Origin of the sequence: Methanocorpusculum sp. GPch4 (genome assembly GCF_012062385.1) — an archaeon.
In the GTDB taxonomy this organism is placed as follows: domain Archaea; phylum Halobacteriota; class Methanomicrobia; order Methanomicrobiales; family Methanocorpusculaceae; genus Methanocorpusculum; species Methanocorpusculum parvum.
Window position 1 is genome coordinate 1 of record NZ_SIJA01000071.1, and the last position, 13,535, is coordinate 13,535.

General features: G+C 54.3%; 13 protein-coding genes. 5 read left to right on the forward strand and 8 right to left on the reverse strand.

Translation table 11 applies throughout. The annotated features are described in order from the left end of the window. Positions 1-355: 355 nt before the first annotated feature. Entirely contained in the window at positions 356-1,078 is a 723-nt protein-coding gene (locus EYA77_RS06100; protein ID WP_167816201.1) for a DUF4276 family protein, read from the reverse strand. Beyond that, the gene (locus EYA77_RS06105) at positions 1,042-2,142 is read right to left on the reverse strand and encodes an AAA family ATPase (RefSeq protein WP_245241211.1); all 1,101 of its coding nucleotides are present in this window, start codon (positions 2,140-2,142) and stop codon (positions 1,042-1,044) included. Before EYA77_RS06105 ends, EYA77_RS06100 begins: the two co-directional genes overlap by 37 nt. Before the next feature lie 235 nt (positions 2,143-2,377). On the opposite strand from EYA77_RS06105, the gene EYA77_RS06110 reads away from it, so the two are divergent. Further along, complete coding sequence (locus tag EYA77_RS06110; RefSeq protein WP_081406661.1) at positions 2,378-4,111, forward strand: pyruvate/oxaloacetate carboxyltransferase; 1,734 nt, start codon at positions 2,378-2,380, stop codon at positions 4,109-4,111. Beyond that, on the forward strand, positions 4,108-5,610 hold the full coding sequence (locus EYA77_RS06115) for an acetyl-CoA carboxylase biotin carboxylase subunit (protein WP_042698401.1): 1,503 nt from the start codon (positions 4,108-4,110) through the stop codon (positions 5,608-5,610). The genes EYA77_RS06110 and EYA77_RS06115 overlap by 4 nt, the downstream gene beginning before the upstream one ends. Before the next feature lie 6 nt (positions 5,611-5,616). Here the strand turns inward: EYA77_RS06115 and tfrB are convergent, their stop codons facing one another. The 5 genes from tfrB to tuf form a co-directional block, all read right to left on the reverse strand. Further along, on the reverse strand, positions 5,617-7,068 hold the full coding sequence (gene tfrB, locus EYA77_RS06120; protein WP_167816203.1) for a fumarate reductase (CoM/CoB) subunit TfrB: 1,452 nt from the start codon (positions 7,066-7,068) through the stop codon (positions 5,617-5,619). Beyond that, the gene (gene tfrA, locus EYA77_RS06125; protein WP_095641784.1) at positions 7,065-8,693 is read right to left on the reverse strand and encodes a fumarate reductase (CoM/CoB) subunit TfrA; all 1,629 of its coding nucleotides are present in this window, start codon (positions 8,691-8,693) and stop codon (positions 7,065-7,067) included. Before tfrA ends, tfrB begins: the two co-directional genes overlap by 4 nt. Positions 8,694-8,754: 61 nt before the next feature. Continuing rightward, positions 8,755-9,030, reverse strand: coding sequence for a hypothetical protein (locus tag EYA77_RS06130; protein ID WP_042698392.1), 276 nt, complete (start codon positions 9,028-9,030; stop codon positions 8,755-8,757). 114 nt (positions 9,031-9,144) lie between these two features. Then, positions 9,145-9,453: a 30S ribosomal protein S10 gene (rpsJ, locus tag EYA77_RS06135; RefSeq protein WP_042698389.1), complete on the reverse strand. Its 309-nt coding sequence runs from the start codon at positions 9,451-9,453 to the stop codon at positions 9,145-9,147. A gap of 39 nt (positions 9,454-9,492) precedes the next feature. After that, the gene (gene tuf, locus EYA77_RS06140) at positions 9,493-10,770 is read right to left on the reverse strand and encodes a translation elongation factor EF-1 subunit alpha (protein WP_167816204.1); all 1,278 of its coding nucleotides are present in this window, start codon (positions 10,768-10,770) and stop codon (positions 9,493-9,495) included. Positions 10,771-10,932: 162 nt separating this feature from the next. On the opposite strand from tuf, the gene EYA77_RS06145 reads away from it, so the two are divergent. After that, the gene (locus tag EYA77_RS06145) at positions 10,933-11,241 is read left to right on the forward strand and encodes a hypothetical protein (RefSeq protein WP_042698383.1); all 309 of its coding nucleotides are present in this window, start codon (positions 10,933-10,935) and stop codon (positions 11,239-11,241) included. Here EYA77_RS06145 and cobS read toward each other — a convergent pair. Next, positions 11,227-11,967: an adenosylcobinamide-GDP ribazoletransferase gene (cobS, locus tag EYA77_RS06150; RefSeq protein WP_042698380.1), complete on the reverse strand. Its 741-nt coding sequence runs from the start codon at positions 11,965-11,967 to the stop codon at positions 11,227-11,229. The two genes, EYA77_RS06145 and cobS, sit on opposite strands and share 15 nt — an antisense overlap. 38 nt (positions 11,968-12,005) lie before the next feature. On the opposite strand from cobS, the gene cobT reads away from it, so the two are divergent. Together cobT and EYA77_RS06160 are read left to right on the forward strand one after the other, a co-directional pair. Continuing rightward, entirely contained in the window at positions 12,006-13,016 is a 1,011-nt protein-coding gene (gene cobT, locus EYA77_RS06155; protein ID WP_042698377.1) for a nicotinate mononucleotide-dependent phosphoribosyltransferase CobT, read from the forward strand. Beyond that, positions 13,016-13,534 carry a YkgJ family cysteine cluster protein gene (locus EYA77_RS06160; protein WP_167816205.1) on the forward strand — a complete coding sequence of 173 codons (519 nt, stop codon included), beginning with the start codon at positions 13,016-13,018 and terminating at the stop codon, positions 13,532-13,534. Before cobT ends, EYA77_RS06160 begins: the two co-directional genes overlap by 1 nt. The last annotated feature ends 1 nt before the right edge of the window (position 13,535 follow it).

Below are 13,535 nucleotides of genomic sequence, written 5' to 3' on the forward strand. Positions count from 1 at the left end.
GAAAACCCGCGTCGCGGGTTTTCTCCTGATTAAAAACCAATCTGCATAATTATTACAAAGATTTGAGAATCTTTAAAGAAAACCCGCGACGCGGGTTTTCCAGCATTTTTCGTTCCGCCGTCCCGGCCACGCGGAGCCGATGAGGCGTAGCGTAGGGACGCGACCGAAGGTCAAGAGGGCGGAACTGGAAAAATGCGATTCGCGATTATTCGCGATTATTCGCGGTGGATTTCTCAAGTCTCCACATGAATCCCATACACGAAATCGAAGTACAACTTATAAATATGTCAGTATTTCTTGGTCTAGATCACAACACCGCTTAAGTTCTATTATAATCAACTATTTCCATAAGAAATTACCTCCCATTCGATGTTTGTTTTGCCGTTTCGGGAAGTGTTTTGATCCATGAAACCCATTTCCCAAAATGCGGACACTCGGCACACATCGTATCGAGACCTATCTCCCGTGCGACCGTCAGCCCGTCGGTCGGTTTCTGATATCCCGGGTTCACCCGCAGGATCCGTTTGGAAGGCGCGGTCATCTCCCCGCCGTCGATCTCTTCGGGAAGAAAATCCCTGCGAACCAGAGCGAGTTTCTTCACCTGTTTTTTACTCATCCCGCAGACAGAAAAAGCCGACGGATCGGAAAACAGCAGCGTCTCAAACTCATGCAGCTGGATGTTCGCATGAAAATTCTCCCGGTCGATGTCCTCGGAAAACGCCGCTTCCATCTCGGTCACCCGCTCGAGAGGGGACGCCAGATCATAGGATACCGTGAATCCCGGGATCGCCGGAAACTTATAGAAATCATACATCGTCGTGACATATGAACCCGGCCGTCTGCAGAGATTCAGCACATCCCGTTTGATTTTATCGTACGAAGAGCAGCCTCCTCTGCGGACCACTCCTGATTTGCTCTTCGAGGTCATTACGATAACCGGAATGAGATTCACGCCCAGATACGCCAGTTCCTTTGCCATCAGCCGTTTTATGAAAACCTCTTCGGTATACCCTTCGCAGGAGATGAACAGATTGATCATGCCTACTGCGGTCTCCCGCCAAAGATGTTCTTTTCCCAAAGTTCTCCCAGAGAATAATCCTGCGCGATCCAGTTCTGGAGATCTTCGTCATCCTCGAGCCTGCGGAATGTGGAGGCGTCATTTTGCCAGTCGACAACGATGATGTCCTCAGGCTCGAACTCGCTGAGGAGAAGAGCCGACTGGGTGGAGACGATGATCTGTTTGACGATGCCGGCGGATTTGATCAGGGCCGCAAGTAAAGAGAGGGCATAGGGGTGGAGACCAAGTTCCGGCTCTTCAAGAAGAACCGTCTCCGGGATATTGTCGACCGGCTGGAGAAGCAGGGTCGCCAGACAGATGAACCGGAGCGTCCCGTCAGAAAAGTCGGCAGCTTTGAACGGTGTGTTCCCATGGGTCGAACACCATTCGAGCTCGATCATTTCCGGATTCTCGGGCTTGGGCCGGAGGATGAAGTCCTCGAAGAAGGGAGCCGCGAGCTGGATCACTTTTCTGATCCGCTGATAATTGTTCGGGGCGGTCAGTTTCAGAAGGTAGAGGTATGCGGCAAGGTTGCCGGCATCGGGTCTGAGACAAATGTTGTCATTGATTGGGTGGATCTGTTTGACTTTTGCATGATCGCCGGTGTCATGGAAGTGATAGACGATCCACTGATGGACATGCTTCAGGACGTATTTGTCGATGAAGGTTCCGGTTCCTGCGTCGTAGCGTGATTCGAGGTGACCGGAGCCGAGTGAACGGTTCTCATTGAGGAGGTTCCATGAGAACCATTCGTCTTCGAACATGAGCCGGTTGTCTTTGGTGGGTTTGAGATCGAAACCGTATCCGTTGTTCCCGAAGTATATGCCGATGCTGATCTTTTCGGTTTCCCTTCTGCCGAACCAGAGCAGGGAGTCGGGACCGCCGTTATAGGTGACATAGTTCTGGAGGCGTTTGGCGAAGATCTGTTCCATCATGCAGAATACCGAAAGAAAATTTGATTTTCCCGCGCCGTTTGCTCCGATCAGGATGTTGATATCGCGAAGTTTGAGATCGCAGGACCGAATCGAACGAAAGCCGCGGATCGTTATACGGTCGATCTGGGAGCCTGGTTGTTTCTGCCTCATATGTTTAGCTTTTGCGCACATGAGAGATAAGGGTATCTTCAAATGAGGCGGGATCGGTCGCCTTACAGGAAAGTGAGAGAGAGGAGGGAGCTGATACATTTTTGGGGTGTAGGTCTGTTTGTTCACCGGCGAACTTACCCCCTCACGCCCCCCGGTTACTCAAGGGACTACTTTTTTAACTCTTCACTCCAAAATATTAAAGGTTTAGATAACTCGAATGAGCAGGGAGAACACCATGACAAAACTCAATATTACCGACACAACGCTCCGTGACGCTCATCAGTCACTAGCGGCAACACGCATGCGGACCGAAGACATGCTCGGCCTCGCCCGTGAGATGGAAAAAGCCGGCTTCTGGTCAGTAGAAGCCTGGGGCGGGGCAACATTTGACACCTGTATCAGATATTTAAACGACGACCCCTGGGATCGTCTTCGGACACTCCGGGAAATATTTGTGAAAACTCCCATCCAGATGCTTCTGCGCGGACAGAATCTTGTCGGCTATCGTCATTACCCTGACGATGTCGTCGACAAATTCGTCACCGCAGCATCGGAAAACGGGATCAGCGTTTTTCGCGTCTTCGACGCACTGAACGATATCAGAAATATGCAGAGATCCATGGCCGCCGTCATCGATACCGGCGATCACCTCCAGGGCACTATATGTTATACTACCAGCCCTGTCCACAGCATAAAAGGGTTCATCAGCATGGCCGAAGAACTCTATGCCCTTGGCTGCAGCTCGATATGTATCAAAGACATGGCAGGACTCATCATGCCCGAAGCTGCCCGTGAACTCATCACCGGCATCAAAGCAAAACTCGACATCCCTGTCTGTCTCCACACTCACTCAACAAGCGGCATTGCCCCCATGAGTTATCAGGCGGCCATCGAAGCAGGCGTCGACATCCTCGACACCGCCATGTCCCCCTTCGCCGGAGGAACAAGTCAGCCGGCAACCGAAAGCATCGTCGCCTCCCTGATCGGAACATCCCGCGACACGCAGATCCCCCTCTCAACCCTCCGGTCGATCAAACTCGCAGCATGCAATATCAGATGCAAATACGACTGCCTCATCGATCCGATCAGTGTCAGAATCGACAGCGATGTTCTGGTCTATCAGCTTCCCGGCGGTATGATCTCGAACCTCGTCTCCCAGCTCAAAGAACAAAATGCCCTGGACAAAATGGATGACGTCCTTCTTGAGATCCCCAAGGTCAGAGCCGATCTCGGTTATCCCCCGCTGGTAACGCCGACCTCACAGATCGTCGGGACCCAGGCAGTCTTGAATGTATTGATGGGCGGACGTTACAAAACCGTCACCAATGAAGTCCGTGACTACCTCAAAGGTCTCTATGGAAAGAGCCCCAAACCGCTCGATGACGCTCTCGTCACCTCGATCATCGGTGATATCCCCCGGATCACCTGCCGGCCGGCAGATACTCTTGAACCGATCTATGAAAAGATGAAAGCCGACGCGGAGGCACAGGGACTCGTGAAAAAAGAAGAAGACGTCCTCACCTACATCCTCTACCCTGCCATCGCCCCTGCCTTCCTCAAAGGCGAAAAGAAAGCCGAAGCATTCCCCGCCGCTCCGACGACCACGGCAGGCATCGTTCCTGCGGATTATGACATCCCCAGGTCCATGGAAGTCGAGGTCGACGGCGAGATATTTGCCGTCCGGATCCTCTCCGTCGAAGGAGAGGCCGTTGTCAGTTCAGGAAAACCGACCGAGTCACGTCACCGCGGCGAAGTCCCCGGCGGCGTAAAGAGCAGTATCCAGGGCATGGTCCTCGACATCAAGGTCCAGGCAGGCCAGAAAGTAACTGCCGGCGAGACCCTCCTTGTTCTTGAAGCAATGAAAATGGAGAACCCCATCGTCAGCCCCATCGACGGAACGGTCACCGAGATCTTCGTCGAGAACGGCGCAGTCGTCCAGAGCGGCGATGTGTTAGTGGTGGTGCAATGAGCAAAAATGAATACTTTGACAAAGTATTAGTTGCCAACCGCGGCGAGATCGCCATCCGCGTTATGCGTGCATGCCGGGAGATGGGCATCGAAACGGTCGCCGTTTACTCGGAAGCCGATGCGAATGCCTTACACGTGAAGTACGCCGATGAGGCATTTCTCATCGGCGCCGCCCACCCGACGAAAAGCTACCTCAATATGGAGAGGATCCTCGAGGTCGCCGATATGGCCGGAGCCGACGCGATCCATCCGGGATACGGATTTCTTGCAGAAAAAGCAGCATTTTCCGGAGCCGTAACAAAGGCAGGTCTTACCTTCATCGGCCCGACTGAGGCCACCATCAAAATGATGGGATCCAAACTCGACTCGAAACAGGCGATGCATGATGCCGGCGTTCCGGTCCTTCCCTGGACCAAGAGTACAGATCATGACGAGGCAAAAGCATTTGCCGAGTCGATCGGGTACCCGGTCATCGTCAAAGCGTCCGCCGGCGGGGGGGGTATCGGGATGACCATCGTCAACAACGAAGCCGAACTCGACGAAGCAATCGCAAAATCCAGCAGGACAGCAGCTTCAGCCTTCGGCGACTCGACCGTCTTCATCGAAAAGTATCTGGCAAAACCCAGACACATCGAGGTCCAGGTCTTCGCAGACGCCAAAGGCGAGGTGATCCACATGTTCGAGCGCGAGTGTTCGATCCAGAGACGTCACCAGAAACTCATCGAAGAGGCTCCGTGCCCCATCATGACCGACGAACTCCGCGAACGAATGACCCAGTCGGCGATCACGGTTGCGAAAACCTGCAATTATGAAAATGCCGGAACCGTTGAGTTCCTGTATGATTCAGGAAACTATTACTTCATGGAGATGAACACCCGTCTGCAGGTCGAACACACCGTGACCGAGCTGATCACCGGTCTCGATATGGTCAGAATGCAGATCAAAGTCGCAGCAGGCGAACCCCTGCCGTATTCCCAGGACCAGATCACCTGCCGCGGTCACGCGATCGAGTGCCGGGTGAATGCGGAGGATCCGATGAACAACTTCCAGGCGGATGCAGGAAAGATCAGCCGCTACCGGTCCCCGGGAGGCCCGGGCATCAGGATCGACAGCTGCATCCATGCCGGCTACTCGATCCCGCCGCTGTATGACTCGATGATCGCAAAACTCTGTGCGAGAGCAATGACCCGTGAGGAGACCGTCGCGAGAATGCGCCGCGCCCTGACGGAATACGTCATCATCGGCGTGAAGACAACGCTTCCGCTCCATTACGCGGTCATGAACAATCCCGAGTTTATCGCAGGAAATACGCACACACATTTCCTGCAGGATCCGGAAATTACCAAGGCGCTCGCAAGATATATGCGTGAGAGCGAGACCCGGATGAACCAGCTTGGGGATTCTCTCCGTCAGGGAAAGGAAAAGACCATCGCCGTAACGGCGGCAGTGAGCGCGTATATGAGTGCTCTTGCCGCGAAAAACGGCCAGAAAAAAGAATAATTTTTTTTATTTATTTTTGCTTATTTTTCCTTGTTTGCGATACCCCTCCAAAAGCAGGGACCCGATCTGTTTGATCGGGAGACCGGTCACCTGATGGAGATGGAACTCACAGAATGGACAGACCGTCACGATGTAATCGGCCCCGGTCTTTTTGACCATCTCGGCGCGAACCGCTCCGATCGCCGCCGCCTGATCTGGCAGACCCGACTTCACGCCGCCGCCCGCTCCGCAGCATCGGGCAGGCATCTCCACGAATTTTTCTGCGACCGCGTTCAAGAGAACACGGGGTTGTTCTGAGATCCCCTGACCTCTCAGCAAATGGCACGGATCGTGATACGTGTAGGTCCCCTCGACTTTTTCAGGGATCTTGAATTCCAGTTCGCACAGGTATTCGGTAATATCCACCACTCGAAACGGGGTTTCGTAATCGTTTTTCAGCGTCGAACCGCAGCCTGCACAGATTGTCAGAACAGTGTCCACGCCTGCTTTTACGAACGCATCGATGTTTCGTTTCTGCAGCTCCGGGACGAATCCCGAGAGGCCGGTTCTGATCAGCGGTGATCCGCAGCAGACCTGATCTTTTGGAATGATCACCCTTACGCCGTTCAGGCGGAGGAGTTCTATGGTATCCAATGCCGGCTGGATGACTCTTCCGTTGAACATACACCCGACGAAAAAGCCGACCGTTGCCCGGACTTCGCCTTCGGGCTCGATCACGTCAGGCACACGTTCAAGGAACGTCTGGTCCTTTCGTTCGACCGAGCGGCCGGTCTTCTCGATGAGGGAAGCAAGGGCCTTGTGTGCCGGAAGGGAAAGCCCGCGTTTCGCCGCTTCGGCTCTGAGTTTCTCGATGGCTTTTCTCGGCGTCTCGATCTCTTTTGGACAGACCTCGACGCATTTATGACAGGTCGTGCAGGAAAAGAGTCCCTTGTCGATCGCTTCAAGGATCCGGTCCCCTTTGTCCCGCGGGTCGAGATTCAGTCTCTGCTCCTGGCGCATGATCGTCGGGCCTTTGTAATCCGAGGCCGAGATCGCGGGACAGGAGGATATGCAGGAGTAGCATTCGATGCATTCACGTAAGGGTTTTATCTCCTCGATCTCCTTCTGGGTCACCGGTGTGCAGTCACATCCGCTGTTCATCCAGGCGATCTGTGCCATCACCGGGGCAATATCGGTAACGAGGTCCCTGATCCTTGGCAGTTCGAGAGGTTCGATGACGTCACCCTCCTTTGCTTCCTGCATGCAGGCAAGGATCGGTTCACCGTTCACGCGAACGGCACACGAGCCGCACTGCCCGCCCCGACAACAGTGCCGGTAGGCGAGTTCCGGATCGACCGTATCTCTGACGGCATCCAAAACATTGAGCACGCGGGCCGATTCCTTCACACTGACATCATACTCTACAAATTTCGGTGGTTCGCCGGTTGCCGGATCGAAGCGGGAGATGGTTACTTTCATAGTTTTTCCTCCCGGATCTCTATGCCTGATTTATCTTTGACAAAGAAGGTGTGTCCAAACGGCGAGGTCTCGTTCGTCCAGGTCTGTTTCACATCGGTGCGGGTGTGGGCCCCTCTCGACTCTCGTCTAAGGAGCGCTCCTTCGATAACGAGCTGTGCGACAAGCAGCATATTTTCCGTGATCACCGCGTCGGAAAGTTCGCGGGCCGAGTCGATCTTCGGCACGTCTGCCTGGAGTTTTCTGATCTCGCGTTCGGCGACCCTGAGGTCCAGCTCGTTTCGGTAGATCCCGACATTGTTCCACATCAGGGTTTTCATCGACCGCCGGATATCAGCAGACCGTCTGGAACCGGCGTAGTAGGCGCTGAGTCTGTCTTCCGCCGCCCGGATCTGATCCATCTCGACGGATCTCGCCGTACGTTCGGTTTTGCCTGCCGAGATCCCTGCCCTTCTTCCAAACACCTGGGTGTCGGCGAGCGCGTTGCCGCCGAGCCGGTTTCCTCCGTGGATACCGCCGGTCACCTCTCCGGCTGCAAAGAGGCCCGGGATGGTAGTTTTCGCATCAGTGGTGATCTTCAGCCCGCCCATGAAGTGGTGGGCAGTCGGAGCGACCTCCATTGGTTCGGTTCTGATATCAACGCCGAACTTCAGGAACTGATTCAGCATGATCGGCAGACGTGTCTCGATGTGTTCGCGCGAAAGATGACTGACATCGAGCCAGACGCCGCCATGTTCTGTTCCCCGTCCTTCAAGTACTTCTGTGGCTATTGCCCGTGCAACGATGTCCCGTGTGGAGAGATCCATACGTACGGGATCATATTTTGCCATGAACCGTTCGCCGAGCGCGTTTTTCAGGATGCCTCCTTCCCCTCTCACGGCCTCGGTGATCAGCCGTCCGCGGGAATCATACGGAGTCACGGCCCCGGTCGGGTGGAACTGGACCTGTTCCATATCGATGAGCTGGGCGCCGGCCCGATAGCCGAGCGCATATCCGTCCCCGGTCCCCGCGGTCGAGTTGGTCGTCGTATCGTAGACCTGGCCTGCCCCCCCGGTCGCAAGTATGACGGCATCGGCCGTTATAACGCCAAGCTCACCTTCCCGGTCACAGGTGACGGCGCCGTTCACCCGTTCGCCGTCCGTCAGCAGATCGAGGACCGTCACTTCGTTTTCGATCTCGACGGAGGAACCCCGGAGTTTTTCGAGCAGGGTCATGACCAGTTCATGGCCGGTGTGATCGCCGGCATAACAGGTTCGGGCGCATCGCTGCCCGCCGAAAGGCCGCTGAGCTATCGTGTTGTCGTTTGCAAGGTCGAATACCGCTCCCCAGGAAAACAGATCCCTGATCCTGTTCGGCGCTTCCGCGGCGAGCGTCTCTACAAGCGACTCGTCGTTGAGGAATGCCCCGCCTCTCATCGTATCTTCGAAATGGGTCTGGATGGAATCTGCTTCGTTAAGTACCGCGTTGAATCCGCCTTCGGCCATGACGGTGCAGCCGCCTTTGCCGGTGATCGTTTTTGAGACAATGACAGTCTCGCCGAATGATTCCGCCTCAACGGCGGCACGTATTCCTGCGCCGCCGGACCCTATGACCAGTACATGACAGTCTTTTCTGTTTTCGATGCCCATTTCGAATCCTTTGTTATATTTATTGGAAGAGGGAGGGGATAAAAGCGAGGGAAAAGGACGGTTATATCTCGAGGACCGTCTCTCCGTCTGGTGTCGTATAATATTTTATCACGGTTCCGTCAGGCTGAACGGCGGTGTATCTGATGTTTCCTTTATTGTCGGTGTACCATTCGGTTTTCGAACCGTCGGCGAAAAGGATCGACCCTTCGGTCTCATCTCCCGTGAGAATGTTTCCGTCTTTGTCGGTGAACGCGGAGGGATCAGATGGCTGCGCAATGCATCCTGCCGATATGATGAGCAGCAGAAGCACAAGTCCGGCGGTCAGGATTTTTTTCATGGAAGAGTGTTAGTTTCCATTCGTCATCAGGCTGCTCCTTCCGGGAAGAGTCCGAAGAAAAAAATCTGCTGAAAAACGCTTTAAAAAAATAGTAAAAAAACGGAGGGGATCCGTTTAGTTCTCGAGAACGATCTCGATGCTGATATCTTTTGGAACCTGAATGCGCATCAGCTGTCTGAGTGCACGCTCATCGGCGTCAAGGTCGATGAGACGTTTGTGCACACGCATCTGCCAGCGATCCCAGGTTGCCGTTCCTTCTCCATCGGGGGATTTGCGGACCGGGACGATAAGTCTCTTGGTCGGCAGCGGGATAGGTCCAGCCATATTTACACCGGTACGTTCTGCAATCTCACGGATACGGGTACATACCGTCTCCACTTTCTCATAATCAGTCCCTGTCAGGCGTATTCTGGCTTTTTGCATTTTCTAAGTCACCACAAAAAATTCGAGTGAGAGATAAAATTATCTCATCTGCTTTGCTTTAATGCTCAGAACAAGACCGGCTGCAACGGTCATACCCATATCACGGACAGCGAATCTGCCGAGCTGCGGGAGTTCCTTTGCAGTCTCGATAACGAGCGGGCGGGTCGGAGTAATGGTGCAGATTGCTGCATCGCCGGCCTTAAGGAATGCCGGGTTCTCTTCCTTAACCTGTCCGGAACGGGGGTCCAGCTTCTTGTTAAGTTCAGTGAACATACATGCAGTCTGTGAGGTGTGGCAGTGGAACACCGGGGTGTATCCTACGGAAAGGACGGACGGGTGCTGAAGAACAACGACCTGTGCGGTGAATTCTTCTGCAACGGTCGGGGGGTTCTCGACCGGACCGCAGACATCGCCGCGGCGGACATCGTTCTTGGCGATACCGCGGACGTTGAAACCGACGTTGTCTCCCGGCATTGCTTCGGCGAACTCTTCGTGGTGCATTTCAATGGATTTGACCTCACCATTTACGTTTGCCGGCATGAAGGAGATCTTCTGTCCTTTCTTGAGGATACCGGTCTCAACACGGCCTACTGGGACGGTTCCGACACCGGAGATGGTGTAGACGTCCTGGATCGGGAGTCTGAGCGGCTTGTCGGTCGGCATCTCGGGCATCGTGAACAGGTCAAGTGCTGCAAGAAGTGTCGGGCCCTTGTACCAGGGGGTGTTTGCTGATGATTCCTTAATGTTGTCACCGCAGAATGCGCTGATTGGGATGAACGGGGTGTTTGCCGGTTTGAATCCAACGGACATGATGAGTTTGGTCATCTTGTCTTTTGCTTCGTTGTACTTCTCTTCGGAGTATTTGACGGCATCCATCTTGTTGATGGCAACGATGATCTGGTTGATACCAAGAGTCTTGGAAAGGAAGACGTGCTCTTTGGTCTGTTCCATCGGACCTTCGGTTCCGGAAACGACAATGATTGCTGCATCGGCCTGGGATGCACCGGTGATCATGTTCTTAACGAAGTCACGGTGACCTGGACAGTCAACAACGGTAAAATTGTATTTCGGGGTTTCGAATTTCTTGTGAGCGATATCGATGGTAATACCACGTTCGCGTTCTTCCTTGAGGGAGTCCATTACCCAGGCGAACTCGAAAGTACCCTTTCCTTTGGAATCTGCTTCTTTCTTGTATCCATCAAGAACGTGCTGTGCTACAACGCCGGTCTCAAAGAGAATCCGGCCAACGGTTGTTGACTTACCGTGGTCGATGTGACCAATAACGGCAAGATTCATGTGGGGCTTTGCTGCTGCCATGATAATGTTTCTCCACTTTGACTCATTGATAGGGACACACAAAGGTGCGATCCAAATCAACACGAGTGTAAACAGATTGGTCGTACAACCATATAAAATAATTCCCTGCGTTAAAAATCTGAACCGACAGACTAATAGGAAAATAATTCAGTATTCTCTGTGATGAAATCATTACCTCTTGAGAGAAAACCGAGCGGTAAATCGACCGTGATGTGCGGAGACAAGGAAGTTTCCGTACACAGCACCTGTGTTTTCTGCGCAAACTGCGCAGGGATACGGGTGAACCGGAGAGTTACCCCCAATCCATACGCCCAGGCGATGCGCGGATCGAAGGGAGGTCTGTCCCTGGATGAACAGCTGATGGACGGGATGGTCCTTTTCAATACCGTGATCGAAGATAAAAACGCGACCGATATCGAGTGTTCGGATGATGCGGGCGCCGGCTATCAGCCGATCTCACGCAGACGTTAGTATTACCGCTGCGACCAGAAGAACGGCCATCCGGGTGAGTTCGTTGCCGGCTCCGGTGACATCGCCGTTCACCCCGCCGAAGAGTTTTCGCGCGAGGAGCAGAAGAACGGCAGCAGCCGCAAGAGCAGAGAGAAAGCCGGCACCCACGCATATTTTTCCCGGGAGCAGAAACAGCGGCAGGGTAAGCAGCGCGGCGTAGAGACAAAACCGCTTTTTTGAACGATCATAGATGAATTTCTGGATGCCGTCATGGAACGGTTTTCCAAGCGCCGACAAAAACGCCATGGCCAGTTTGCCGAAGATCTCGGCGATGAATACGGCAAAGGCGATCTGAAGGACGGTCATGGAGGAGAGGGCGGAGTAAGAGATCAAAACGACCATGATCCCAAGAGCCAGCGCTCCGGCTCCGGTCGTCCGGTCGGTCATGGCGCGGATCCGTTTTTCCCGGCTGCCGTGTGCCATGAGTCCGTCACCGAAGTCCAGAAGCCCGTCGAAGTGGTTGGCGCCGGAGATGAAAACCGCGAGGGCGAGGGAGATGGCGGCGATCACGGCAGAGTTTTCAAAACCGAGATACCAGGCGATGAGCCCGGGAAGTGCGGCGATCCCGCCGGTGACGTATCCGGCTGCAGGGTAGAGCCAGCTTCGCTTTGCAAAACATTCATAATCCGCCGGTTTTCCTAAAGGAAGGATCGTGGTGAACTGGAGAAGAGCGCGAAGTGACTGCATTTATATTATATCTTGTCAGTTCTAAATGATATAATATCATGTCATTTGTCTCAACGAGAGCGGATTTCTCTGCCGAGTCGCCGATGTTCGCCCTGATCCTGTCCAACTCCCTGATCTCCACGGTCCCCGGAGTATCCGGAGCAGGAGAAAGCCCGGAAAAAAGCCTGATGGTCCCGCCGCTGGATGCCGAACTTATCATTAACGGAAAGATCACCTCCGTTGACATGACACCAAATACGCCGACCGGCTGCCCGACGCCGGCGGTGATGACACGCGCCGTAATGGAACTGACCGGCATAAAACCCCTCATGATCGCCGCAGGTCTGGACCACGAGGTCACCGTCCCCCATATGCAGCTGGGAGAAAAAGCCGGAGGAGATCCCCGGGAAGGAAACGCCGTCCCGCATGCGAAGGGACTGTTTGAAAAAGGCCGATGGATCGGCGAGTATCTTTCCCGGAGTCATGATCTCCTGGTTCTCGGCGAGTGTCTTCCCGGCGGGACAACGACTGCGCTCTGTGTTCTTCGCGCTCTTGGCTATCAGGCAAAGGTCAGCAGCTGCCTGGTGGACAACCCGGTCTGCATCAAGGAAAAAATCGCGGAAACAGCCGTGGAAAAAGTACAGAAAGCAGGCTTGACCGATCCGCTCGACATCGTGTCCATGGTCGGCGACCCGATGATTCCGGTCGCCGCAGGCATCGCTGCAGGATTCCGCGGAAAACTGTTCCTTGCGGGAGGCACCCAGATGCTGGCGGCCGCTGCCGTGATCCGGGCGCTTGGAAACACGGTTCCCGATATCGTTACGACGATCTATGTCTACGAGGACAAGTCGGCCTCGTTCAAAGAAACGGCCGCCGCAGTCGGAACTGACGCCTATTACGTCGACCCTGAATTCGGATCGATCGGCCATGCAGGCCTTGCTCGGTATGCGGAGGGCGAGATCAAAGAAGGGTCCGGGATCGGCGGGGCGATGTTTCTTGCAAGCATCCTCGGGTATGCCCCCGAAGACATCCGGAACACGATCCGCGAACATGTAAGCAGATACGCATAATGGAACTGGAGGGCCGGATCCGCAAAGCAGAGTTCATCTGCAGATGCTGCGGGGAGTGCTGCAGCGGAAAAGACAATGAAGTGATGGTCTCGCCAGACGAGATCGATCTGCTCTGTCAAGCGACCGGTCTTACCCTGGATCAGATCACCGAGCCGTATCCGGAATGGATCCGTGACGGCGGGGCGGTCTTCACCTTCGGCCGGGTTTTGCGGCGGGGAGAGGACGGGAACTGTATGTTTCTTGCAGACAGCAAATGCACCGTCTACGAACATCGTCCGCATATCTGCCGGACCTATCCCTTCATGCTCGACGGGGAGAATCTCCTCGTCTTTGAGTGCTCTGGATGTAAAAGCGGCGCGGAAACGCCGGATGCAGAACAGATAGCAAAAGACCTCCTCGCCCGCCGCGAAGCTGAGGACAAAGAGTTTCTTTTAACAAAAGAGCAGTACCAAAAGCATAGTATGGTTTTGGGATCAACAATCATCTTCGACAGCAGAGGAGCTCATCTGCACAAATAAC